The 23467-nt window shown below is 65.5% G+C and carries 18 protein-coding genes; 13 read left to right on the top strand and 5 right to left on the bottom strand.

The genetic code is table 11. The annotated features are described in order from the left end of the window. Positions 1 to 181 precede the first annotated feature (181 nt). The 9 genes from rpsB to QMF22_RS14395 all read left to right on the top strand — a co-directional run bounded on the left by rpsB (position 182) and on the right by QMF22_RS14395 (position 7074). Positions 182 to 1126 (top strand): 30S ribosomal protein S2, encoded by a 945-nt coding sequence (gene rpsB, locus QMF22_RS14435; protein ID WP_283454825.1) that lies wholly within the window; start codon positions 182 to 184, stop codon positions 1124 to 1126. A 10-nt stretch (positions 1127 to 1136) separates the two neighbouring features. Further along, on the top strand, positions 1137 to 1964 hold the full coding sequence (gene tsf, locus QMF22_RS14430; protein WP_283454823.1) for a translation elongation factor Ts: 828 nt from the start codon (positions 1137 to 1139) through the stop codon (positions 1962 to 1964). 125 nt (positions 1965 to 2089) lie between these two features. Next, positions 2090 to 2845, top strand: a complete 756-nt coding sequence (gene pyrH, locus QMF22_RS14425) for a UMP kinase (protein ID WP_283454821.1) — start codon at positions 2090 to 2092, stop codon at positions 2843 to 2845. A 30-nt stretch (positions 2846 to 2875) separates the two neighbouring features. Further along, positions 2876 to 3430, top strand: a complete 555-nt coding sequence (gene frr, locus QMF22_RS14420; protein WP_092108831.1) for a ribosome recycling factor — start codon at positions 2876 to 2878, stop codon at positions 3428 to 3430. A 9-nt stretch (positions 3431 to 3439) separates the two neighbouring features. Continuing rightward, positions 3440 to 4453, top strand: coding sequence for a phosphatidate cytidylyltransferase (locus QMF22_RS14415; RefSeq protein ID WP_283454815.1), 1014 nt, complete (start codon positions 3440 to 3442; stop codon positions 4451 to 4453). A 45-nt stretch (positions 4454 to 4498) separates the two neighbouring features. Then, a complete protein-coding gene (locus QMF22_RS14410) occupies positions 4499 to 5242 on the top strand; it encodes a DivIVA domain-containing protein (protein WP_283454812.1) in 744 nt (247 codons plus the stop codon). A 55-nt stretch (positions 5243 to 5297) separates the two neighbouring features. After that, positions 5298 to 5960 carry an aggregation-promoting factor C-terminal-like domain-containing protein gene (locus QMF22_RS14405; protein ID WP_283454810.1) on the top strand — a complete coding sequence of 221 codons (663 nt, stop codon included), beginning with the start codon at positions 5298 to 5300 and terminating at the stop codon, positions 5958 to 5960. A gap of 50 nt (positions 5961 to 6010) precedes the next feature. Beyond that, a complete protein-coding gene (locus QMF22_RS14400) occupies positions 6011 to 6316 on the top strand; it encodes an Rv1322 family protein (protein WP_283454808.1) in 306 nt (101 codons plus the stop codon). Further along, positions 6313 to 7074 (top strand): alpha/beta hydrolase, encoded by a 762-nt coding sequence (locus tag QMF22_RS14395; protein ID WP_283454806.1) that lies wholly within the window; start codon positions 6313 to 6315, stop codon positions 7072 to 7074. Before QMF22_RS14400 ends, QMF22_RS14395 begins: the two co-directional genes overlap by 4 nt. Before the next feature lie 16 nt (positions 7075 to 7090). Here QMF22_RS14395 and QMF22_RS14390 read toward each other — a convergent pair whose 3' ends face one another. Beyond that, positions 7091 to 8140 (bottom strand): AI-2E family transporter, encoded by a 1050-nt coding sequence (locus QMF22_RS14390; protein WP_283454800.1) that lies wholly within the window; start codon positions 8138 to 8140, stop codon positions 7091 to 7093. Between the two features lie 23 nt (positions 8141 to 8163). Continuing rightward, on the bottom strand, positions 8164 to 9771 hold the full coding sequence (locus tag QMF22_RS14385) for a coiled-coil domain-containing protein (RefSeq protein ID WP_283454798.1): 1608 nt from the start codon (positions 9769 to 9771) through the stop codon (positions 8164 to 8166). Between the two features lie 259 nt (positions 9772 to 10030). Here QMF22_RS14385 and QMF22_RS14380 point away from each other — a divergent pair, with 259 nt between their 5' ends. Both QMF22_RS14380 and QMF22_RS14375 read left to right on the top strand, forming a co-directional pair. Beyond that, the gene (locus tag QMF22_RS14380) at positions 10031 to 11875 is read left to right on the top strand and encodes a DUF8094 domain-containing protein (protein WP_283454796.1); all 1845 of its coding nucleotides are present in this window, start codon (positions 10031 to 10033) and stop codon (positions 11873 to 11875) included. Then, entirely contained in the window at positions 11872 to 12864 is a 993-nt protein-coding gene (locus tag QMF22_RS14375; RefSeq protein WP_283454794.1) for a tetratricopeptide repeat protein, read from the top strand. Before QMF22_RS14380 ends, QMF22_RS14375 begins: the two co-directional genes overlap by 4 nt. Positions 12865 to 12939: 75 nt before the next feature. On the opposite strand, the gene glgB is transcribed toward QMF22_RS14375, so the two are convergent. Next, a complete protein-coding gene (gene glgB, locus QMF22_RS14370) occupies positions 12940 to 15288 on the bottom strand; it encodes a 1,4-alpha-glucan branching protein GlgB (protein ID WP_283454792.1) in 2349 nt (782 codons plus the stop codon). Next, on the bottom strand, positions 15285 to 17390 hold the full coding sequence (locus tag QMF22_RS14365; protein ID WP_502846965.1) for an alpha-1,4-glucan--maltose-1-phosphate maltosyltransferase: 2106 nt from the start codon (positions 17388 to 17390) through the stop codon (positions 15285 to 15287). Before QMF22_RS14365 ends, glgB begins: the two co-directional genes overlap by 4 nt. A gap of 115 nt (positions 17391 to 17505) precedes the next feature. Here QMF22_RS14365 and glgP point away from each other — a divergent pair, with 115 nt between their 5' ends. Continuing rightward, positions 17506 to 20073 (top strand): alpha-glucan family phosphorylase, encoded by a 2568-nt coding sequence (gene glgP / locus QMF22_RS14360; protein ID WP_283454790.1) that lies wholly within the window; start codon positions 17506 to 17508, stop codon positions 20071 to 20073. 4 nt (positions 20074 to 20077) lie between these two features. On the opposite strand, the gene glgX is transcribed toward glgP, so the two are convergent. Further along, a complete protein-coding gene (gene glgX / locus QMF22_RS14355; RefSeq protein ID WP_283454788.1) occupies positions 20078 to 22156 on the bottom strand; it encodes a glycogen debranching protein GlgX in 2079 nt (692 codons plus the stop codon). Between the two features lie 83 nt (positions 22157 to 22239). Between glgX and QMF22_RS14350 the strand changes: the two genes are divergently transcribed. Next, positions 22240 to 23433, top strand: a complete 1194-nt coding sequence (locus QMF22_RS14350; protein WP_283454786.1) for a cysteine desulfurase family protein — start codon at positions 22240 to 22242, stop codon at positions 23431 to 23433. The last annotated feature ends 34 nt before the right edge of the window (positions 23434 to 23467 follow it).

The raw sequence follows: 23467 nt of genomic DNA, 5'->3' as shown, positions 1-23467 counted from the left end.
CGCTTTGTGCGCTGACTACGCGTGCCCATTTGGCCGCCATGTCCAATCGGTCCCGTCTCACGAGTATCCAGCGTGAACAGGTCGGACGTGCGCCGGGCACCAGGAGTGATGATCGACCGATCATTGCACAAACCGATTGGTGTGGCCTCTCGAGGCCTGCATCAGAACAGGAGTACGGCACATGGCCGTCGTAACAATCCGCCAGCTGCTCGACAGCGGCGTGCACTTCGGGCACCAGACCCGCCGTTGGAACCCGAAGATGAAGCGTTTCATCTTCACCGAGCGTTCCGGCATCTACATCATCGACCTGCAGCAGTCGCTCGGTTTCGTTGACAAGGCCTATGACTTCGTCAAGGAGACGGTTGCCCACGGCGGCACCATCCTCTTCGTCGGCACCAAGAAGCAGGCCCAGGAATCCATCTCGGAGCAGGCGCAGCGCGTGGGTCAGCCCTACGTCAACCAGCGTTGGCTCGGTGGACTTCTCACCAACTTCCAGACCGTTTCCAAGCGTCTGGCCCGCATGAAAGAACTCGAAGAGCTCGACTTCGAAGACACCGCCAAGAGCGGTTTCACGAAGAAGGAAATGCTCATCAAGAAGCGCGAGCTCGTCAAGCTGCACAAGAGCCTCGGCGGAATCCGCAACCTCACGAAGACCCCGTCTGCACTGTGGGTTGTCGACACCAACAAGGAGCACCTCGCCATTGACGAGGCGCGCAAGCTCGGTATCCCCGTCATCGCGATCCTCGACACCAACTGCGACCCCGACGACGTGCAGTACCCGATCCCGGGCAACGACGACGCCATCCGCTCCGTGGGCCTCTTGACCCGCATCATCGCGGACGCCGCAGCCGAGGGCCTGATCCAGCGTCACGCCAAGCCGGAGGCCGAAGTTGAGCCGCTCGCCGCGTGGGAAGCTGAACTGCTCCAGGCGTCCGACGCCGAAACCACCCCCGCGCAGTCTTCTGCGGAGACCGAGAAGGTTGCCGACGCTACCGTCGTTGCCGACGAGGCCGTCGTCGCAGAGCCCACCATCGCCGACGCAGTTGCCGAGGCCGACGTTGCCGCCGTACGGGCTGCCGTCGCTCCGGTAGCCGACGAGAACGTCGTCACCGACGAGACCAAGTAAGGAACCCGGTATGGCAAACTTCACTCTCGAAAACGTCAAGGCTCTTCGCGAGAACCTCGGCACCGGAATGGTCGACACCAAGAATGCCCTCGTTGAAGCTGACGGCGACATGGACAAGGCCATCGAGATCCTGCGTCTCAAAGGTGCCAAGGGCAACGCCAAGCGCGCTGACCGTTCCACCTCTGAGGGACTCGTCGCTGCCAAGGAAATCGGCACGACCGCGTACATGATCGAACTAGCCTGCGAGACCGACTTCGTCGCCAAGGGCGACAAATTCGTCGTTCTGGCCGACAAGGTTCTCGACGCGATCGCCGCCGCTGGCGCGACCACGGTCGAGGCCGGACTGGCAGCATCCGCTGGAACCCAGACCGTGGCAGAGCTCATCGACGGCGAAGCTGCCATCATCGGCGAGAAGTTCGAACTTCGCCGGGTGGCCGCCGTCACCGGCGAGTCGTTCTCGATCTACCTGCACAAGACCAGCAAGGACCTGCCCCCGCAGGTCGGCGTTATCCTGGGCTTCTCCGGCACCGATGTGGAGACCGCGCGCAGCGTGGCTCAGCACATCTCGTTCGCCAACCCCGAGTACCTCGCTGCGAGCGATGTTCCGGCCGATCTGGTCGAAACCGAGCGCAAGATCGTCACCGAGATATCGAAGAACGAGGGCAAGCCGGAAGCGGCACTGCCCAAGATCGTCGAGGGACGCGTCAAGGCCTTCCTCAAGCAGGTCGCCCTGTTCGAGCAGGACTACGCCAAGGACAACAAGGTGTCCGTTGCGAAGGTTCTCGACGATGCAAAACTGACCGTGTCGGGCTTCGCCCGGTTCAAGGTCGGCGCCTAACAATAAAGGTCGGAGGTCGGATTGCGAAAGCGATCCGGCCTCCGTTTTTGTGTGTGCCCCCGCTGGGGGGACACGCGCGTACTTGGTAGTTTGGTAATACCCCCTCTCGGAAGGCCCCGCACGACATGACTGACACGGCCAGCTCGCCAACAGCCCACACCAGCCCGACCGCGGTCGTCAAGAAACGACGGGTGCTCCTCAAACTCTCCGGTGAGGCATTCGGTGGCGGCGCCGTCGGCGTCAATCCGGATGTCGTCAGCTCGCTGGCCCGTGAAATCGCGGAGGGCGCCAAGCAGGTCGAGGTGGCCATCGTGGTCGGTGGCGGAAATTTCTTTCGCGGCGCCGAGCTCTCCCAGCGCGGCATGGACCGGGGCCGAGCTGACTACATGGGCATGCTCGGCACCGTCATGAACGCCCTGGCCCTGCAGGACTTTCTTGAACAGGCCGGCGCCGAAACCCGCGTGCAGTCCGCCATTTCGATGACCCAGGTGGCTGAGCAGTACATTCCGCGGCGCGCCGAACGCCACCTGGAGAAGGGCCGTGTCGTCATCTTCGGTGCGGGCGCTGGACTGCCGTATTTCTCCACCGATACCGTCGCCGCGCAGCGCGCCCTCGAAATCGACGCCGATGTGGTTCTCGTAGCCAAGAACGGCGTCGACGGCGTCTATTCCGACGATCCCCGCACCAACCCCGACGCCCAGAAGATTCACCACATCACCTACCTCGAAGCCCTGCAGCGCGGCCTCAAGGTGGTCGACTCCACCGCCTTCAGCCTGTGCATGGACAACCACATGCCCATGCAGGTGTTCGGCATGGCGCCGGAGGGCAACGTGACCGCAGCCATCCTCGGCACCGATTTAGGCACTCGCGTCTCCAACTAGAATTGTTCCACCACCAATAAAGGAGTCACCGTGATCGCGGATGTTCTTTCCGACGCCACTGCGCGCATGAACCGGGCCCTGGAGGCCGCCAAAGACGACTTTGGTACCGTGCGCACCGGGCGAGCCAACCCGCAAATGTTCGCGAAAATTCTGGTGAGCTACTACGGCACCCTCACGCCGCTCGAACAGCTCGCGTCGCTGCAGAACCAGGAAGCACGCACCATGCTGATCGGCCCTTATGACAAGGCAGCGCTGCGCGACATCGAGATCGCCATTCGCGACACCCCGAACCTGGGCGCCAACGTCGGCAACGACGGCACCACCATTCGCGCCACCCTCCCCGAACTCACCACGGAGCGCCGCAAGGAATTCGTGAAGATCGTCAAGGCCAAAGCAGAGGATGCCCGCATCTCGGTGCGCAACATTCGCCGCAAAGCCAAGGATGAGCTCGACGCGCTCAAGAGCGAGGTCGGCGACGACGAGGTCGGTCGTGCCGAGAAGGAACTCGAGCTGATCACCAAGAGCCACGTGGACGGCATCGACGACGCCTTCAAGCGTAAGGAAGCCGAACTCCTCGAGATCTAGGAGCTTCAGATGACTGAGAAACCGGAGAATGACCAGCCGCACAAACGCGGTCACGGTGTCAGTCGCGCCGAGTTCCGGGCGCAGGTGAAAACCACGCGCGCTGATTTCGAACGCCAGGTGCAGACCACCAAGGCCGATTTCGAACGCCAGGTGCAGGCCACACGGGCTCAACTCGATGCGACCAATGAACGCATTGAAGCGCGCACCGGGCGCAACCTCATTCTGGCCATCCTGATCGGACTGGTGCTCGGCGGCTCCATGCTGGTCAGCCTCATCATCATCAAGCAACTCTTCATGATCTTCGCGGTCGTGATCGTCGGCTTCTGTGCGTTTGAACTGGCCCAGGCCCTGCGGCATGCCGGACGCAACGTTCCGCGTATCCCCGTGATCATCTCGGCCATCACGATCGTTCCGGCCGCGTTCTATGGCGGGGCAACCGGCCAATGGCTGGTCATGCTCGGCGGCATCGTGCTGATTGGCCTGTGGCGTCTGGCCTTGCTGGTCGTTCCGTCGCACCGCGCCTCGGCCCGAGCCATCGTCGGCGACGTGGGCGGCGGCATCCTGATTCAGGTCTACGTGGTCTTTCTCGCGAGTTTCGCCGTGCTGCTCGTGGCCCAGGACCACGGACAGTGGTGGACGCTCGCCTTTCTGATCCTGGTCATTTCTGCCGACACGGGAGCCTACGTCAGCGGCCTCAACTTCGGCAAGCACCCGATGGCGCCCTCGATCAGCCCCAAAAAGACCTGGGAAGGCTTCATCGGGGCCGGCCTGATCTGCATGATTGCCGGTGTGCTGCTGTCGATCTTCATGCTCCAGCAGCCGTGGTGGTTCGGGCTGGTGTTCGGAGCCGTCATTCTGCTCACCGCCACCTTCGGCGACCTGGCCGAATCACTCATCAAGCGCGACCTCGGCATCAAAGACATGAGCTCCTGGCTGCCAGGGCACGGCGGTTTTCTGGACCGGCTCGACTCGATCCTGCCGTCGGCCGCTGCTGCCTACGCGCTCTACCTGGTGTTTGCATGACGGGCAAATTCTTCCCCGACGAACTTCGTACGAGACAATGAGGCTATGAGCACCATATTTCCCCGAGTGGGCAGGAAGTCTCTCGGCTACAACGTCACCCAGGTCGACGCGTTCCTGGCGGCCGCCCGACGCGCCTACGACCAGCCTGACCACTCGGGTAACGACCTCGATGCCGATACCGGTGTCGTGGAGTCCGTCGACGGGATCGCTGCCGGGGCCGAGAGCGCCGGCACCGAGACCGTCACCACACCGCCGCCGACCACGCATGACGAAGCTGGCGACGCCGATGGGGCCGAGGCGATCCACGCGATTGTCGCGGAGAAGGCTGAGGCGGAAGCGACCCGCACCGGTGCAGCATTGACGGCCGAGGGCATCCGTCACACCGCCTTCGCCATGCACAAGGGCGGATACTCACCCGAACACGTCGACGCGGCGCTGGAGCGGCTCGAAGACGCCTTTGCGGCTCGGGAGCGCGATCAGGCGACCCACGACCGGGGCGAGCAGGCCTGGATGGCTGACGCTGAGGGCACCGCCGACGTGATCGTGGCCCGGCTCAGCCGCACTCCCGGGCACCGTTTTACCCGCACGAGCGTGCTCGCTGTCGGCTATAAACGCGTGGATGTCGACCGCCTGGCGAACAAATTGGTGAAGTATTTTCAGGACGGTCGTGAGCTCACCGTTGACGAGGTTCGCACCGCCGTTTTTCGCCCTGAACGGGGAGGATACCGGGAAGCGCAGGTGGACCTCGTGCTCGACAGCGTTGTCGACGTTATGCTCGCGGTCCGGTGATTTGGCCTTGCGTTACTTGGTCGTTACCTAATTTGTCAGCTAAGGTCGACTACTAATGGGTAGGCATCTGCAAGTTATCGACACCGTCCCGGCCGCGGCCCGGCCGAAAGCTCGTCGAACCCGACGCCGGGTGAAACCCGCGCATTTCGTCTTCGGCTTCACCGCGGCCTGCGCCTTCGTTCTCGTCACCGTGGTCGACCCGTACTCCGGCGCCACGGCGTCACCGTATTTTCAAATCGCCGGCAGCACGACCGATACCGGGCCGGCCCAGGGTGTTCTCGTCGCCGGGAGCTACACCAACACCATCACCCGCGACGGTTATGCCGTTTCCGAGAAGCCCAAGCCGGTCCCGGTGGTCGTCGCCGTCGAGAAGAAATCGCAGAGCTTCACCGCTCCGTCGGCCGCCGTGCCTGATCCAGGCTCGGCCCAGGCGTACGCCTACGACGCCGTTGCCGCTCGAGGCTGGGGCGAAGACCAGTACAACTGCCTCGTCTCGCTCTGGCAGAAGGAATCAGGCTGGCGCGTCAATGCCCAGAACGGTTCGAGCGGAGCCTACGGGATTCCGCAGGCGCTCCCCGGCTCCAAAATGGCCACGGCGGGCGAGGACTGGGCCACGAACGCCGGCACCCAGATCGAATGGGGCCTGGGTTACATCACCGGCCGCTACGGCACCCCCTGCGGCGCCTGGGCCAAGTCGCAGGCCTCGGGCTGGTACTAGAGGCACGCCAGCTGGCGTTCGGCGCTAGGTGCGCACTTTAGACTGGAATCATGGCGCGCAGCAATCGACCCCGAGGCCGCAAAGCCCAGCAGCCGGCCGACGACGATGAAGCCGTAGACCTGAACCATCTGCTCGCGGGGTGGCGGCGCAGTGAGGTGCGGCGGGACGGCCTCTGGCACGTGCAGCCGGTTCCCGCGAAGCAGGCAGTCAAAACGTACCTGTGCCCGGGGTGCACCCAGGGCATCCTTCCCGGCACCGCACATATCGTCACCTGGCGCGGCGATGGAGTACTCGGCGACGACGCCGACCTGGCCAACCGGCGGCACTGGCACACCCACTGTTGGAAGATCAAATGACCCGCGAAAGTTCAGGAGAACCCGTGCCGGCTGATATTCGTGGTGGCATCGAACTGCCCGCGACCATCGAACACATCGAACTGCACACCAGCGACGGCCTCACCCTGGTCGGCGAACTGGCTACCCCGGTGGATCGTGCGCCGGTAGCCACACTGGTGACGCTGCATCCGCTGCCGACCGCCGGCGGTTTCATGGACTCGCACATTCTGCGGAAGGCCGCCAATCGGCTGCCCGCCCTGGCCGATCTGGCCGTGCTGCGCTTCAACACCCGCGGCACGTCATCGCCGCGCGGCACCAGCGAGGGTGATTTCGGTCATGGCCTCACCGAACGGGAAGACGTCGCCGCCGCGATGGCTCTCGTCGCCGAACGCCACCTGCCCAATCCCTGGCTGGTCGGCTGGTCCTTCGGCACCGAACTGGCCCTCAAATACGGCCTCGAGCATCCCATCCGCGGGGCCATTCTGCTGTCCCCGCCGTTGCACCGCACGACCAACGAGGAGCTGGCAGCGTGGGCTGGCAACGAACGCAAACTGGTCGCGCTGATCCCCGAATTCGACGACTACCTCAGGCCGGATGCCGCCCGCCTGCGGTTCGCCGGCGTTCCCGGAATGCGTCTGGTCGCTGTCGAGGGTGGCAAGCACCTCTGGGTGGGCGAGAATCTGACCCGTCGGGTACTTACCGAGATCGTCGCCACCGTCAACCCCGGCGTACTGCCGTTGCCGACCGAGTGGACCGCGCCGCTGCCCGCTGCCTCCTGAGGCAGGCCGTCGGGCGTCAGAGTTCGTTCTGGCGAGGGATGACGACCTGTTTGACGATCATGATGACCGAAGCGGCCACCGGGATCGCGATCAGCGCCCCGAGAATGCCGAGCAGGCTGCCACCGGCCAGAGCCGCGATCACGACGACCGCGCCCGGTACGGAGACGGCCCGGTTCATGATGTTCGGACTCAGAACGTAGGCCTCGACCTGCATGTAGATGAGGTAGTAGATCGCCGCGGCCAGCGCGGTCTGCGGCGAACTGCCGATCTCGGGAATCAGGCAGGTCAGCACGATGATGACCGAGCCTGAAATGGTACCGATGAGTGGAATCAGCGAAAGCAGGAAGGCGATGAACGCGAGCAGCGCCGGGAACGGCGCGCCGATGATCGACAGGAAGATGAAACTGAGCACGCCATTGACCGACGCCAACGCCGCCTGGCCGACGATGTAGCGGCCGACAGCCGTGGTGATCTGTTCGCTGAGGTCGGTGAACCGTTCCCGCTTGGACGCGGGAACCAACTGGTAGGTGGCGCGTTTCATGTTATTCAGCGAGGCCGTGAAGTACAGCGTGAGAATCAGGATGATGAGCCCGCCGAACAGGCCGTTGACGAAGGCCAAACCCGACTGCACGACCGTCGCCGTGATATTGGTGAGGTTTCCGCCCAGAAAATCGGTGATCGTCTTGGAGATCTCCCCGATGTCGAGGCCGGGGAACTGCTTTTGCAGATCGCTCAGAAAGGTCGAGCTGTTCACGGCTTTGACGAGCTCCGGAATGAGCTTGGACAGCTTGGAGACCTGGTCGACGATGATCGGAACGATCGCAAAGATGACGCCGGTGAGTACGCCGAGGACGGCCGCGACGACGATGAGGATGGCCGCCCAGCGGGGGAACTTCTTCTTCTCCAGCCAGGAGACCGCCGGGTCGAGGCCGAGCGCGATGAACAGCGCGGCCCCGACATAGATGATGATTGTCTGCAGCGTGATCACCGAGGTGATGATCAGTAAGCCCAGACCAACACCCAGAGTTCCGACGAGTCCGAACCGGAAGGCATTCTGAATTTTCACGTGTCGACTCCAGGAGTAGGGAATTACTCGGCTGCGACCCGTTCTGCCTGGGTCAAAACGCTGCGCAGGCTTTCAAAATAACCGGCAACGGCGTCGCGCTCAATCCTAATCTGCGACAGACGGTCTTCGGCGTCGGCAACGAGGGTGCGTGAGCGTGTCGTGGCGTCGGTGACGAGAGCTGTTGCCGTGGTGTGGGCGTCGCTGAGAATCCGCGCGGCGCTCTCTTCGGCGAGCTCCTTGTTGGCCTTGGCCTCTTCGCGCGCGCCGGCATCGAGCTGGTCGTTGAGGGTGCGCAGCTCGATGGTGCGTTCCGTTGTCTCGGTGAGCTGCCTGGCGGCATCCGCCTGGAACTTCTGCGTCTGCGCCACGGCTTCCTGGTGCCGGGCGAGGTGCTCCTGCTCGGCCTCGTCACGGCGGGCCTTCAGCTCCACGTCGAAGTCGGCGCGAGCCTGGTCGATCTCCCGGGCCAGGCGGCTCGCCTCGTGCTCGCCCTTCTTACGCGTGGCGGTGAGCTGGTTCTCCAGATCGATGCGGGCCTGCTCGGCCTCGGCCTCGGCGTCGATGCTGGCCTGCTGGTTCTCGCGGGCCAGATCGGCGGCGGCCTGCTCCACCTCGGCGGCCAGGGCGGCGCGGCCCTGTTCGATTTCGCGGGCCAGACCGGCACGCTTGCGATCGAGCTCGCGGGCCAGATCGGTCTGAGCCTGCTCGCGTTCGACCTCGGTCACCGCGTGTGCCTGTTCGACCTCACGGGCCAGGTCGATGCGCCCCTGCTCGATCTCGGCGGCGAGCAGGGTGTGCGCCTGTTCGGCGTCGTGGGCGCCGGCCAGTCGGGCCTGCTCGGACTCCCGGGCCAGATCGACCCTGGCCTGTTCGGTCTCGGCGGCCAGATCGACGCGGGCCTGCTCGGTTTCGCGCTGCAGGTCAGCCCGCTGTTGGTCAAGTTCCAGGGCTACTTCGGCGCGGGTGAGCTCGGTTTCGTGGGTCAGGCCGGCCGCGATCTCGCGGGCTTCGGTGGCCTCACGCTGGGCGACCACGCGTACTTCTGCAGCTTCACGATCGGCTTCAGAGCGGATGGCCGCCACCTCGCGCTTCACCGTGGCACGGGCTTCCGCGGCCTCGGTAGCGACAGCGCCGCGAATCAGGGAAGCACCACGAACCGCATCCTGAACGATCTGGGCCTGGTCGTCCTGGGCGCGGGCGCGCACGTCATCCGCTTCGACCCTGACGTCATCGAGCACCCGACGCGCCTTGACGGCGGCATCGGACAGGGTGCGTTCGGCCTGCTCCAGGGCATTCTGACGGAGCAGCTGCACTTCGTCAGTGGTGGCGGCCCGAAGTTTTTCGGCGTCGATATCGGCCTGGGCGATGACACGGGTGGACTGCTCTTCGGCCACGCGCAGGGTGTTTTCCAGTTTGGTTCCAAGTCCGGAGAACGTGGGGCTTCCAACCTCTTCGATCTCGGCGTTGAGATCGTCGATGCGCGCCGCCAGGCGCTTGACCTCGCGGCCGGCCTCGGCGTTCTGGGTGTTCGCTTGAATCAGTTCGCGACGCAGCGACTGGATAGCCTTGGCCACCTCGTCCTTGTCGTAGCCGCGAAATACCTGGGTGAAATCAGCTTCGTCGTCAGACACATTTACTCCTTACAGATGGGGCCCCGGCCCTCGATGGATCATGCATGACGGGGAACATTCCCAATTTTAGTGTCTCGCCGCCGTCGCGAGAACCCGCGCATCGGCTGTCGGGGCCTCGGCTGCTATTAGGCACCTTTCAGGTGAACGCAGTAACGTAGAAGGTCCGTGTCTGAGGACCTTCAGGCACGTGAGTCAGCCAGAGTGACTGAACAGTACCAACCAGACTGTACCGACCAGCTCAAATGCTGAAGGGTGATACGTGCGTTTTGTTCTTGCCATTGTGGCCTTCGTTCTTGCTGCCGTGATGATCGTTCTCGGCATCGCACAGCGCACGATCCTGCTCGAGCCCGCTTTCACGTCCCTGAGCTCGACCGTCACCGGCACGGCAAAGTACACCGTGATCGACCCGAGCGCCCTCGCGGCCTCCCCGGGCAGCCAGACCATCAACGTGCGCGGAGACGGGCCCATCTTCGTGGCCTACGGGCGGTCGGAAGACGTCGCGGCCTGGATCGGTGACGACTCATTCGCCACCGTCGGCCTGAGCGAGAAAACCGGTGAGCTCACCTCCGCCGTCACTGCGGCGGTCACGCGCGACGATTCTGAGGGGGCCTCGGGCGGAAGCGCAGGGACGGATGCTGCCACGACGGATGCCGCCGCCACGATAGTGAATCCGGCCGGCTCCGATCTGTGGCTCGAAGAATACTCCGGCACGAACTCCGTGACCACCACGCTGACCCTGCCGGAGGGCATCTCGGTGATCGTCGCGTCGGACGGAATCGAACCGGCGCCCGCCAGCATCCGTTTGTCGTGGGCGTCTGACAATTCGACCCCCTGGGCCGGCCCTCTGCTGGCCGGTGGTGCCTTGCTGCTGTTAGCCGGCCTGGTGCTCTACCTGCTGGCCCTGCTGCACCTGCGTCGCTCCCGTCGTCCACGCCGTAACGTTCCGCGCGGTCCCCGTATGCCGAGGCTGCCGCGCGCGCCGCGCCCGAAGGCGATCAAAGCCAGCCAGATCACATCGTCGCGACGAGGAATCGCTCGCCGAGTGGCTATCCTTCCCATGATCGTGGTCTCCGGTCTGGCCTTGAGCGGCTGTTCGGCCGATCTGTGGCCTGACTTCAGCACCGTCAGCACCGAAACCTCGACCCCAACGCCAACGCCGCAGTCCACCGATTCCGTCGAGGCGGCCGCGGAATTGCCGCCGCCCGCCGTGACCGTCTCCCAGCTCGAGACGATCATGAGCGAGATATCGCTGCTCACTGCGGACGCCGACGCGAACCTGAATACCGAGTCTCTCGCAACGCGATTCACCGGCCCGGCCCTGGAACAACGACTGGCCAACTACAAGATTCGCGCCGTCGATCCGGCCGTAGCCCCGCTCGTCGCTCTGGCGGGCGCCCCGCTCACCTTCACCCTGCCGCAACAGACGAATTCCTGGCCGCGAGTGGTCATGACCGTCATCCAGGATGAAAATGACCCCAGCATCCCCACGGTGGCGGTCATTCTCAAGCAGGAATCGCCCCGCACGAACTACCAAGTGGATTACCTGTTCGCGCTCGAGCAGTCGGCACACGTTCCGAAGGTCGCTCCGGCCATCGTCGGTGCTCCGGCCATCGCCCCCGACAACAAGCTGCTGTTGCTGCCGCCGGACGAACTGGCCGCCGCTTACGCCGACATCCTGGTGCAGGGCGAAGCCAGCCCCTCCTTCGGGCTGTTCGAGAGCGAGGGCGATAATTTCCGAGTGCAGGTCGCCGACCTGAACGCGGCCAAGATCGCCGCCCTGCCGTCGACCGCGTCGATCGAGTTCGCGGCCGCCGCCGGCACCAATGAAGCCGTCGCCCTCGCTACCAACGACTCCGGAAGTATCGTGGCGGTCAGCATGACCGAGACCGAAACGGTCAAGCCGGTCGATGCCGGTGCCACCGTGGGTCCGGCGGCCGATGCCCTCGCCACGAAGGCGCTCTCCGGCATCACCACCACGGCCAAGGGCTTCTCGAACACCTACCGCGACCAGCTGTTGTTCTATGTGCCCACGGCCGGTTCGAGCGACAAAATCGTGCTTCTGGGCTTTGCCCAGGGCCTCATCACATCGGCGGAGCTTCCATGACGAATATGCCCCCTTCCGGATCGAACCTGCGTGGAGCGGTCGACCTCTCCTCGCTCCTGAACCGTGCCCCGGCCGGTGCGCCCCCGGTGGCCACGAACGGGGCGCCTGTGACCGGTGCGCCCGTGGGCGGAGCACCGGCACCGTCCGGAGCCGTCATGGTTCCGAGTCTTGTGATCGACGGCACGGACGCGAACTTCGGTGAGCTGCTGGAGCTCTCCTCCCGCGTTCCCGTGATTGTCGGGCTGTGGGCATCCCGCAGCGAGCCATCGACCCAGCTCCTAGTGGTGCTCGAGAAGCTCATCACCGCCCTGGCCGGCCGCTTCGTGCTGGCCCGCGTCGACATCGACGCGAACCCTCAGCTCGCGCAGGCGTTCCAGGCCCAGACGGTGCCAACGGTCGCCGCCGTCATCACCGGTCAGCCGGTACAGCTCTTCAACGGCCCGCTCGGTGAAGAGCAGATCGCGGAACTACTCGTTCGGGTGCTCGAGCTCGCCGCCCAGCAGGGCGTGACTGGCACTGCCGAGGCTGCCGACGAGAACGCCGTCGCCGAACCGGCTGCGGTCGTCGAGGAGCCGCTGCCGCCGCACCACCTGGAGGCCTACACCGCCATCGAGGCCGGCGACTACGCCACCGCCCAGAGCGAATACCGCACGGCGCTGGCCCAGAACCCGAACGACACGATGGCCGTGGCCGGTCTGGCCCAGGTCAGCCTGCTGGCGCGGCTGCAGGGCAAAACCATCGACCAGATTCGCTCTGGTGCGGCATCCGCTCCGGACGATCTCGACGCCCAGCTATTGGTCGCCGACCTCGATTTGTCCGGAGGCCACATCGAGGATGCCTTCGATCGGCTGCTCAGCCTCTTTCCGGCCCAGCCGGCCCCCGGGCGCAACGCCATCCGCGAGCGCATCCTCGAGCTGTTTGAGGTCGTCGGCCAGGACGATCCCCGCGTTCCCCCGACACGGTCTCGCCTGACCGCCCTCCTCTACTGAGACTCCCGCGATAGGGCGAAGAGTGCCCGTTTAGCCAGGTCAATCCGGCACTTTTTGCGCTCTCGCGCAGCAGGTTTAGCGGCGGAGGCGCAACCAGAGACCGGCCAGAGGCGGCAGGGTCAGGGTCGCCGAGGCCGGCCGACCGGCCCAGGGCTCGTTATACGCCTCCACGCTGCCCTGATTTCCCACACCGGAGCCGCCGAAGTCGCCGGCATCCGTGTTGAGGATTTCCTCCCACTGCCCGGCGAACGGAAGGCCGACCCGGTAGTCGGTGTGCGGCGCCCCGGCGAAGTTGAAGAAGCAGGCGACCGGGACGCCGTGGTTGTCCCAGCGCAGAAACGACACGACGTTCTGGCTGGCAGCGCCGCCGTCGAGCAGCTCGAAGCCGCCCGGGTCGTTGTCCCGGCTCCACAGGCTCGCGTTGTCGCGGTAGACCCGGTTGAGTTGGCCGACCAGGTTGAACAGGCCGCGGTGTGCCGGCTGGTCGAGCATCCACCAGTCCAGTCCGCGTTCCTCGCTCCACTCCGAACGCTGACCGAACTCGCTGCCCATGAACAGAAGCTGCTTGCCGGGGTGCGACCACATGAACGCGAGGTAGGCGCGAACGTTGGCGAGTTGCTGCCAGGAGTCACCGGGCATCTTGGAGACCAGGGCGCCCTTGCCGTGCACAACCTCGTCGTGGCTGATCGGCAGTAGGAAGTTCTCGCTGAAGGCGTAGATGAACGAGAACGTGATGTCATTGTGATGGTACGAGCGGTACATCGGGTCGACCTGCATGTACTCGAGCGAGTCGTGCATCCAGCCCATGTTCCATTTGAACCCGAAACCGAGCCCGCCACCGCTGGTCGGTGCCGTCACTCCGCCCCAGTTGGTGGATTCCTCGGCGATCATGATCGTGCCCGGATTGCGCTTGTACGCCGTCGCGGTGATCTCCTGCAGCAGGCTGATCGCTTCGAGGTTCTCGTTGCCGCCGTACTGGTTCGGCTCCCACTGGCCGTCCTCGCGCGAGTAGTCGAGGTAGAGCATGGACGCGACGGCGTCGACGCGCAGGGCGTCGATGTGGAATTCTTCGAGCCAGTACAGCGCGTTGGCCACGAGGAAGTTGCGCACCTGCATCTGGCCGAAGTCGAAGATGTAGGTTCCCCAGTCCAGCTGCTCACCGCGACGCGGGTCCGGGTGCTCGTACAGGGCCTGGCCGTCGAACCGGGCCAGTGCGAAGTCATCCTTGGGAAAGTGACCGGGCACCCAGTCCATGATCACGCCGATGCCGGCCTGGTGCAGCCGGTCGATCAGGTAGCGCAGGTCGTCGGGGGAGCCGAACCGGCTGGTCGGTGCGTAGTAGCCGCTGACCTGGTAGCCCCAGGAACCGCCAAACGGATGCTCCGCCAGCGGCATGAATTCCACGTGCGTGAAACTCAGCTCATGCAGGTAACCGACGAGCTCATCGGCCAGGTCGCGGTACCCGAGGCCGGGGCGCCAGGAGCCGACGTGCATCTCGTAGACACTCATGGCCTGGTTGTGCGGGTCGTTGGCTGCGCGGTTGGCGAGCCAGGCGTCATCCGCCCAGTCGTAGTGGGACTCGGTGACGACCGATGCGGTCTGCGGCGGTACCTCGGCGAGACGGGCCATCGGGTCGGCTTTCTCCACCCAGGCGCCGGACTGCGCGAGCAGCTGGAACTTGTAGTTGGTGCCGAGCTCGAGGCCCGGAATGAACAACTCCCAGACGCCGGTGCTTCCCATATTGCGCATGGCGTGGGTCACGCCGTTCCAGCCGTTGAAATCCCCGATCACCCGGGCAGCGCGGGCGTGCGGCGCCCACACCGCGAACGACGTGCCGGTCGATGACGCCGTGACGCCCTGGTGCTGACGGTGGTGGGCACCCAGAACGTCCCAGAGGCGCTCGTGGCGACCTTCACCGATGAGGTGCAGGTCCAGCTCGCCGAGGGTCGGGATGAATCGGTACGGGTCATCGCAGATCCAAGCCGGGGCGCTCTCGTAGCGGGCCTCGATCGTGTAATCGCTGAGTCCGAGCGTGCTCTCACCCTGCCAGATGCCGTGCGCGAGGTGCGCCAGCTCCACGTGGGAGCCGTTGGCGAGAATGGCGAAGACCTCGGTCGCGAGCGGGCGCAGGGCGCGAATGATCACGAGCGGGTCGGAGACACCAGTCTGATGGGCAAGGTGCTGGCCGAGAATTTCGTGGGGGTTGTAGTAGGTGCCGGCGGCGACGGCCTCCAGAACCTGATCGTCGATCGCAGCCGGCTCGGGCGGGGCGACATGCTTTTTCACAGACGATGCCGTCACGGACGGAGCTTTTGCAGACGGTGTCTTCGGGGACTGAGCCTTCTTAGCGTCGATTTTCTTTCCCTGACCCTTCTTGTCCGTGGACTTCTTCTTCTTCTTGTGTTTCTTCTTGTCGTCGCTCATCCGCGGTCCCGGCCAGGATCGTGAGGAGTGACATGCAGAATGTGCACCGGTTCGGTGAAAGCATCGAGCCGCACGAAGTTATCGGCAGACCAGGTCCAGGTGGCGCCCGACACGAGGTCGTGCACGTCGAAGGTGTCGCCGCGGGCAATGCCGAACCGGGTCACGTCGAGGTGCACCACGGTCTGGCGCACAGAGTGCGGGTCGACGTTGGCGACGATGAGGAGGGCATCCGCTTGGCCGGTGCCGGTGAACGCCGCGTCGAGGTACTTGCTGTAGACGAGGATCGAATCGTCGTCGCTCGAGTGGATGTCGAGGTTGCGCAGCTGGCCGAGCGCCGGATGCTCGGAGCGGATGCGATTCAGCAGCGTGAGGTACGGCGCGAGAGACTTGCCGAGCTCCTCGGCCTTGCTCCAGTCACGCGGCCGGTACTCGTACTTCTCGTTGTCGATGCTTTCTTCGGCACCCGGCCTGGCGACGTTCTCGAACAGATCGAAACCGGCGTAGACCCCCCAGCTCGGCGCCGCCGTCGCGGCCAGTGCCGCTCGAATCTTGAAGGCGGCCGGCCCGCCAAATTGCAGGTATTCGGTGAGAATATCGGGGGTGTTCACGAACAGGTTCGGGCGCAGAAAGTCGGGGGTGTCGGTGGCGAGGCCGTCGAAGAACTCCTCGAGCTCAGTCTTTGTGTTGCGCCAAGTGAAATAGGTGTACGACTGCTGGAAGCCGACCTTGCCGAGCGCCTGCATGAGGGCAGGGCGAGTGAACGCTTCGGCCAGAAACACCACGTCGGGGTCGGCCTGGTTGACCTCGGCGAGCAGCCATTCCCAGAAGTCGAGCGGCTTGGTGTGCGGGTTATCCACCCGAAAGATGCGCACGCCCAGACTGATCCAGTAGCGCAGCAGGCGCAGCGCCTCGGCGCGGATGCCGGCCGGATCGTTGTCGAAATTGATCGGGTAGATGTCTTGGTATTTTTTCGGCGGGTTTTCGGCGTAGGCGATGCTGCCGTCGGGCAGAGTCGTGAACCACTCCGGGTGCTCCGTGACCCAGGGATGGTCGGGGGAGGCCTGCAGCGCAAAGTCGAGGGCGACCTCGATGCCGAGGGAGGCGGCTTTCTTCAGAAAGAACGTGAAGTCGGCCACCGTGCCGAGGTCTGGGTGGATGGCGTCGTGTCCGCCGTCTGTCGAGCCGATCGCCCAGGGCGAGCCCGGGTCGCCGGGAGCAACAGTGAGCGAATTATTCGGCCCCTTGCGCCAGGACTGCCCGATCGGGTGGATCGGCGGCAGGTAGAGCACGTCGAAACCCATGGCGGCCACGGCGGGCAGGCGCTTGGCCGCGGTGCGGAAGGTTCCGCTCTTCCAGCTGCCGTCGGCGCGCCGCACGGCGCCCTCCGACCGTGGAAAGAATTCGTACCAGGAGCCGACCCCGGCCCTGGCCCGTTCGACGATGATCGTGCGTTCGGCTGAGAGCGAGGCCAGCCCGGCGAGGGGGTGGGCCGCGATGGCCTGCAGGAGGGCGGCATCCGCTACGGCGAGAAAACGTTCGGTCGCCGGCTTGCCGGTGTCGGCGAGGGTCTTCGCGGCCGCCTGAAACAGGCGGCGGGCGGCGAGAGGGCGGGCTGTGTCGACGCCGGCCTGGGTGAGAAGTGCGCCGCCAATGGTGAACATGAGTTCAACGTCGATGCCGGCCGGTATCTTGATCGCGGCATTGTGTTCCCAGGTGGCGAAGTCGTCGGCGTACGCGCGCACCCGATAGGTCCAGTGGCCGGCAGCGCCGAGTTGGGCCTCGGTGCCGTAGCGGTCGGTGCCGTCGGCCTGCAACGCCATCGGATGCCGCGTGGTGCTCCCGTCGGGCGCCGTCAGCTGCAGGTCGACTCCGATGAGGTCGTGTCCCTCACGAAAAGCGGTCGCGCCGAACGGCACCACTTCGCCCACGAAGGCGCGGGCCGGCCAGAGGTTGTCGTTCAGCTGGGGAGACAGGTCGAGAACGGGGATTCGACCAACGGATGCCGCGGCGCGGCTCCCCGCGGCCGCGCCCGCAGACGCGCTTGCGGGGGCGCTGCTCGATAGTGTCGGCAGGATCGTTTTTTTTGCTGCTGTCTTGGCCACACCACGACCGTAGCGCGAAAGCGTGGCAATGGCTTCCGCGTTCTGCCCTCTTGGCGCGCACGCGGTGAATTTGGCTGTTACGTGTTCGACACGTGGCACCCCTAAGGTTGACCTCGTGAAGGCCATCCGTAAATTTACCGTCCGTGCCGTTCTCCCCGAGCCTCTCGCGGCTCTGGAGGAGCTTGCCGGCAATCTCCGCTGGTCGTGGCATGAGCCCACGCGGCAATTATTCGAGCACATTGCCCCCGAGCTCTGGCGCGAGATCGGCACCGACCCGGTCGCGCTGCTCGGCGCCGTCGACCCGCGTCGCCTCGACGATCTCGCGCAGGATCACGACTACGTTGCCGAGGTCAACGCCACTCGTGACGGGTTGCGCGACTATCTCGAGCAGCCACGCTGGTACCAGGGGCTCGAGGGCGAGAAGCCGGCCGCCATCGCCTACTTCTCACCGGAGTTCGGCATCGCCGCTGCCCTGCCGCAGTACTCGGGGGGCCTCGGCATTCTCGCCGGTGACCACCTGAAGAGTGCGTCCGACCTCGGGCTGCCTTTGGTCGGCGTCGGCCTGTTCTATCGCGCCGGCTACTTCAGCCAGGCCATCTCTCCCGACGGTTGGCAGATGGAAAGCTACCCGCTGCTCGACCCCGACGGACTCCCGCTCGCCGTGCTGCGCCGGGCCGACGGCTCCGCCGTGCAGGTGTCCCTGGCGCTGCCCGACGACCGCACCCTGCATGCCAGGGTCTGGCAGGCCAAAGTGGGCCGGGTGCGCCTGCTGCTGCTCGACGCCGACATCCCCGAGAACGCCGACGACCTGCGACTGGTCACCGACCGCCTGTATGGCGGCGGCGGCGAACACCGCCTGCTGCAGGAACTGCTGCTGGGCATCGGCGGTGCTCGCGCGGTGAAGCTGTGGAGCTCGCTGCACGGACTGCCCGAACCGGAGGTGTTCCACACCAACGAGGGTCACGCCGGTTTCCTCGGCCTCGAACGCATCTCCAGCCTGATCGGCGAGGGCCTCAGCTTTCAGGAAACCCTGCAGGTGGCCCGCGCCGGTACCGTCTTCACCACCCACACCCCGGTCGCCGCCGGCATCGACCGCTTCGAGCGGTCGCTCGTGCGACGCTATTTCGGGACCGACCTGCTGCCCGGCGTCGACGTGGAAGACCTGCTCGCCCTCGGCGCCGAGAGCTACGCCGGCGGTTCCTCCGAGGTGTTCAACATGGCCATCATGGGCCTGCGGCTCGGCCAGCACGCCAACGGCGTCTCGACCCTGCACGGCGAGGTCAGCCGTCGCATGTTCAACGGCCTGTGGCCCGGTTTTGATTCAGCGGATGTTCCGATCACGTCGATCACGAATGGTGTGCACGCGCAGAGTTGGACCGACCCGGCGCTGAAGAGCCTCGCCCACGCCAAGCTCGGCACGAGCGACACCTCAACGGCCAACTGGGCCTCGGGGGATGTCTCCGATCAGGACCTGTGGTCGGTGCGCGGGCAGATGCGCCTGCAATTCGTCGAGGATGCCCGCCGCCGCCTGCTGAACGCCTGGCGCGACCAGAACCCCGGCGGAATTGCTCCGACCTGGATCAATCGTGTCTTCGACCCGAACGTGCTGACCATCGGGTTCGCGCGCCGCGTCCCCACCTACAAGCGCCTCACCCTGATGCTGCACGACCCCGAACGGCTGCGCGCCCTGCTGCTGCACGCGGAGCATCCGATTCAGATCGTCATCGCCGGCAAATCGCACCCCGCCGACGAAGAGGGCAAACGCCTGATCCAGAAGATCGTGCAGTTCGCGGCCGACCCCGCCCTGCGGACGCGCATCGCCTTTCTGCCCGACTACAACATCGCTATGGCCCAGCTAATGTATCCGGGAACGGATGTCTGGCTCAACAATCCGCTCCGCCCGCTCGAGGCCTGCGGCACGAGCGGCATGAAGGCTGCCCTCAACGGTGCACTCAACCTGTCGATCCTCGATGGCTGGTGGCCCGAATACTACGACGGCAAGAACGGCTGGGCGATTCCGTCTGCCGACTCGGCCGGCGACTCCGCTGAACGCGACCGGCTCGAAGCCGAAGCGCTCTACGACCTGATCGAGCATCAGGTCGCCCCGACGTTCTACGAACGCAACACCGACGATGTGCCCGAACGATGGGTCTCGAATATTCGGCACACCCTCGCCACCCTCTCGCCGGCACTGTCCGCTGACCGTATGGTCAGTGAGTACGTGCAGCGGCTGTATCGCCCGGCCGGGCACTACGAAGCGCTGATGTCGGCCAACAACTACCGAGCGGCCCGCGAACTGGCCGCGTGGAAGGGCCGGATCGTGTCGGCGTGGCCGCAGGTCGCGGTCACCCACGTGGAATCGGGCGGCGTCTCGTCGGTGCCCGAAGTGGGCGACGACCTGCACCTGCGCGCACACGTGCAACTCGGTGGACTGGCGGCAGAGGACGTGACTGTCGAGGTCGTCTACGGCAAGAGCCTGGGCACCGACGAGCTGCGCGACGTGGCCATTCAGGCGCTCGAACCGGCACCGCTGGAGGAAGCATCGGCCGGCGGCGCCACCCTGTTCACCGGAACGGTTGAACTCGACCGGGCCGGAGCCTTTGGATATACCGTACGAGTCGTTCCCCGCAATGACCTGCTGATCAGTCCGGCGGAAATGGGTCTGGTCGCCGTCGCGAACTAGCCGGTCAGGCGCGCGGCGCGCGGCGCGGAACGAACGCGCCGTGCGCCCGCATCAGCTGCATCGACGCACCGGACACGAACAGGGGAGTACCGGGCGCGTGCTCGATCACCGAGTCGCGCAGGTCGTCGTGACCGGAATCCCAGAGCAGTGTGTAGGCATCCACTCCCTCGTGAGTGGGCAGGGTGACCGTCTCGTCCTGCTCGCGGGCGTTCACCACGAGCAAAATACGGTTGAAGGCTTCGTGCTCGGGGGTGGACGCTGCCATGTACTGCAGGGTGCGCTCGGTCGGCGAGTTCCAGGCCTCCCCGGTGAGCGCCTCTCCGGCTATGTTGTACCAGTCGAGCTGGCTCGCGCTCGGCGTCGTCTCACCGAACCGCCCGAAGTGCACCGGTCGCAGGGCCGGGTTCTCCCGGCGCAGCTGCAACAGGCGGCGGGTGACCCGGTGCAGGTCCTGCTGCCAGTCGTCGAAGTCCCAGTTGAGCCAGGTCAGCTCGCTGTCCTGGCAGTAGGCGTTGTTGTTGCCGCGCTGGCTGCGTCCGAACTCGTCGCCGGCGGTGAGCATTGGAATGCCGGCCGAGAGCAGCAGGGTGCCGAGTAGGTTGCGCATGGCCTTCCGCCGGGTAGCCAGAATGGCCACGTCGCGGGTCGGCCCCTCGACGCCGTGGTTATAGGAGCTGTTGTTGTCGGTACCGTCACGGTTCGACTCGCCATTGCCGAGGTTGTGCTTCGTGTCGTAGGCGGTGAGATCGGCGAGGGTGAACCCGTCGTGCGCGGTGATGAAGTTGAGCGAAGCGAGCGGGCCGCGAGCCTCAGAGAAGGTGTTCGACGACCCGGCGACGCGGGTCGCAAAACGTCCGATGCCGCTGCCGGCCGAGCCGGTCAGGCGCAGACTCTTCATGTCAGAGAGCCAGAAGTCGCGCATGCGGTCGCGGTAGCGGTCGTTCCACTCGGTCCACCCGGGCGGAAAATTACCGGTCTGCCACCCGCCCTGGCCCACGTCCCATGGCTCGGCGATGAGTTTGACACCGGCCAATTCCGGGTCGTCGCGAATCTCGGTGAGCAGCGGATGCTGCGGGTCGTAGACCACGCCGGCGTCCCGGCCGAGCGTGGCGGCCAGGTCGAAGCGGAACCCGTCGATCTGCACCTCGTTCGCCCAGTAGCGCAGCGAGTCGAGCACGAGGCGCTTCGGCACGTCGTGGCTGAAGTTGACCGTGTTGCCGCACCCGGTCACGTCGATGTACGCGCCGGAATCGTCCTGGCGGTAGTAGGCCGCGTTGTCGATACCGCGCAGGCTTGTGACCGGGCCGTTGCGACCCTCCTCTGCGGTGTGGTTGTAGACCACGTCGAGGATGACCTCGAGGCCCGCCTCGTGCAGCAGCTTGACCATGCCCTTGAACTCGCGCAAAACAGCCGCCGGCCCGGCCGACTGCGCTGCCTGGGTGGCGTAGTCGGCATGCGGCGAAAAGAAGTTGAGGGTGTTGTAACCCCAGTAGTTGCTCAGGCCCTGTTTGATGAGGCGTTGCTCCGACACGAACGCCTGCACCGGCAGCAACTCGACGGCGGTCACGCCGAGATCCTTCAGGTAGGCGATGGTCGATTCGTGCGCGAGCCCGGCATAGGTACCGCGCAGGGCGGCCGGCACCAGCGGGTTGAGCCGGCTGACGCCGCGCACATGCACCTCGTACATCACGGTGTGATCGAGGGCGATTGCCGGTTTCGTGGCACCGTTCCAGTCGAAGTAGTCGTCGACCACCGAGGACTGCCAGAGCCCGGCACCCACCCGTACCAGACCGCGAGAATAGGGCTCGATCAGGGTTTTCTCCGGGTGGAACGAGTTCTTCGGGCTGGCCGGGCCGGAGACGCGGATACCGTAGCGGCGCCCGGGTGCCAGTGTGCGCGATTTGCCGGACCAGACGCCGTGCGCGTCCCTGGTCATCGGTACGCTCTTGACGATCCAGTTCGGGTCGGTGTCGTCGAACAGACACAGATCCATGGCGTCGGCGTGTTCGGCCCACACCCGTAGTTCGCCGCCGGCGCTGGTTAGTCGTACACCGAGGTTGCGCAGGGGATCGGTGGAACTCATGGGTTCAAGAGTAATCAGTGTGCGGGAAGCTGACGACCACCGGCATCCGCTCGACCGCAAATTTGGGGGCGTAAAATAGGTGCATGGTTGTCTATTTGGACCATGCGGCGACCACGCCCATGCTCCCCGCCGCTATTGCCGCCTATGCCGAAGCGATGGGTGTCGTCGGTAACCCCGCTTCGGTGCACAGCCAGGGGCAGAATGCCAAGCGGATGCTCGAAGAGTCGCGCGAAATCGTGGCTACCAGCCTCGGCTGCGACCCGATCGAGGTGGTCTTCACCGGCAGCGGCACCGAGGCGATCAACCTCGGCATCAAGGGTCTGTATTGGGCGCGCGCGCCGCGCCAGCGCATTCTCGTACCGGGCGGCGAACACCATGCCACGCTCGACACGGTGGAATGGCTCGCCCAGCATGACGGTGCCGTGATCGAGTGGATTCCGCTCGATGACCAGGGCCGCATCGATCTGGCCGCTTTCAGGGCGGCCATTGCCCGGGACCCGCTCGATGTTGCGCTGGTCAGCGTGATCATGGCCAACAATGAGGTCGGCACCATCGAACCCGTCGCCGAGGTGGCGGCGCTCGCCGCTGCGCACGGCATTCCGGTGCACGTCGACGCCGTCGCCGCCTACGGCTACATTCCGGTGGACTTTCGCACTCTGGCTGCCGTCGGTGTTTCCGCGCTGAGCGTCTCGGCGCACAAAGTCGGCGGACCGGTCGGTATCGGCGCTCTCGTGCTCGGCCGCGCGACCACCGTCGAACCCCTCATTCACGGCGGTGGCCAGCAGCGCAAGGTGCGCAGCGGCACGCAGGATGTCGCGGCGGCGGTCTCGTTCGCGGTGGCGGCATCCGCTCTGTCGGCTGAGCTGTCTGCGGCTGCCGGCGGCGAGACCGCGCGCCTGGCCGCCCTGCGCGACCGGGTGATCGCCGGCGTGGCGCGGGTCGCACCCGATGCCGTGCTGAACGGCGACCCCACCAGTCGTCTGCCGGGAAACGCGCACTTCAGCTTCGCCGGCTGCGAGGGCGACTCGCTGCTGTTTCTGCTCGACGCCGCCGGGGTGTCCGTGTCGACCGGATCAGCCTGCCAGGCCGGGGTGCCGGAACCATCGCACGTGTTGCGGGCGATGGGGCGCAGCGAGATCGACTCCCGCGGAGCCCTGCGGATCACCCTCGGCCACACGTCCACGGACGCCGACGTCGACGCACTTCTCGCGGCGCTGCCCGCCGCCCACGCCCAGGCGCTCCGGGCCGGCATGGCCGATCGGGTGCCCGGGCGCTGACGTTGGCTCAAACCGGCACTCCGCGTACACTCGT

The organism is Cryobacterium sp. PH31-L1 (assembly GCF_030063145.1).
GTDB lineage: Bacteria > Actinomycetota > Actinomycetes > Actinomycetales > Microbacteriaceae > Cryobacterium.
This window is presented reverse-complemented; position numbering and strand designations above follow the sequence as displayed.

What these genes read in the sequence shown, in the direction of transcription:
- rpsB (WP_283454825.1), top strand. Translation starts at nt 182, where the DNA reads ATGGCCGTCGTAACAATCCGCCAGCTGCTCGACAGCGGCGTGCACTTC.
- tsf (WP_283454823.1), top strand. Translation starts at nt 1,137, where the DNA reads ATGGCAAACTTCACTCTCGAAAACGTCAAGGCTCTTCGCGAGAACCTC.
- pyrH (WP_283454821.1), top strand. Translation starts at nt 2,090, where the DNA reads ATGACTGACACGGCCAGCTCGCCAACAGCCCACACCAGCCCGACCGCG.
- QMF22_RS14415 (WP_283454815.1), top strand. Translation starts at nt 3,440, where the DNA reads ATGACTGAGAAACCGGAGAATGACCAGCCGCACAAACGCGGTCACGGT.
- QMF22_RS14410 (WP_283454812.1), top strand. Translation starts at nt 4,499, where the DNA reads ATGAGCACCATATTTCCCCGAGTGGGCAGGAAGTCTCTCGGCTACAAC.
- QMF22_RS14405 (WP_283454810.1), top strand. Translation starts at nt 5,298, where the DNA reads ATGGGTAGGCATCTGCAAGTTATCGACACCGTCCCGGCCGCGGCCCGG.
- QMF22_RS14400 (WP_283454808.1), top strand. Translation starts at nt 6,011, where the DNA reads ATGGCGCGCAGCAATCGACCCCGAGGCCGCAAAGCCCAGCAGCCGGCC.
- QMF22_RS14395 (WP_283454806.1), top strand. Translation starts at nt 6,313, where the DNA reads ATGACCCGCGAAAGTTCAGGAGAACCCGTGCCGGCTGATATTCGTGGT.
- QMF22_RS14375 (WP_283454794.1), top strand. Translation starts at nt 11,872, where the DNA reads ATGACGAATATGCCCCCTTCCGGATCGAACCTGCGTGGAGCGGTCGAC.
- glgB (WP_283454792.1), bottom strand. Translation starts at nt 15,288, where the DNA reads ATGAGCGACGACAAGAAGAAACACAAGAAGAAGAAGAAGTCCACGGAC.
- glgX (WP_283454788.1), bottom strand. Translation starts at nt 22,156, where the DNA reads ATGAGTTCCACCGATCCCCTGCGCAACCTCGGTGTACGACTAACCAGC.
- QMF22_RS14350 (WP_283454786.1), top strand. Translation starts at nt 22,240, where the DNA reads ATGGTTGTCTATTTGGACCATGCGGCGACCACGCCCATGCTCCCCGCC.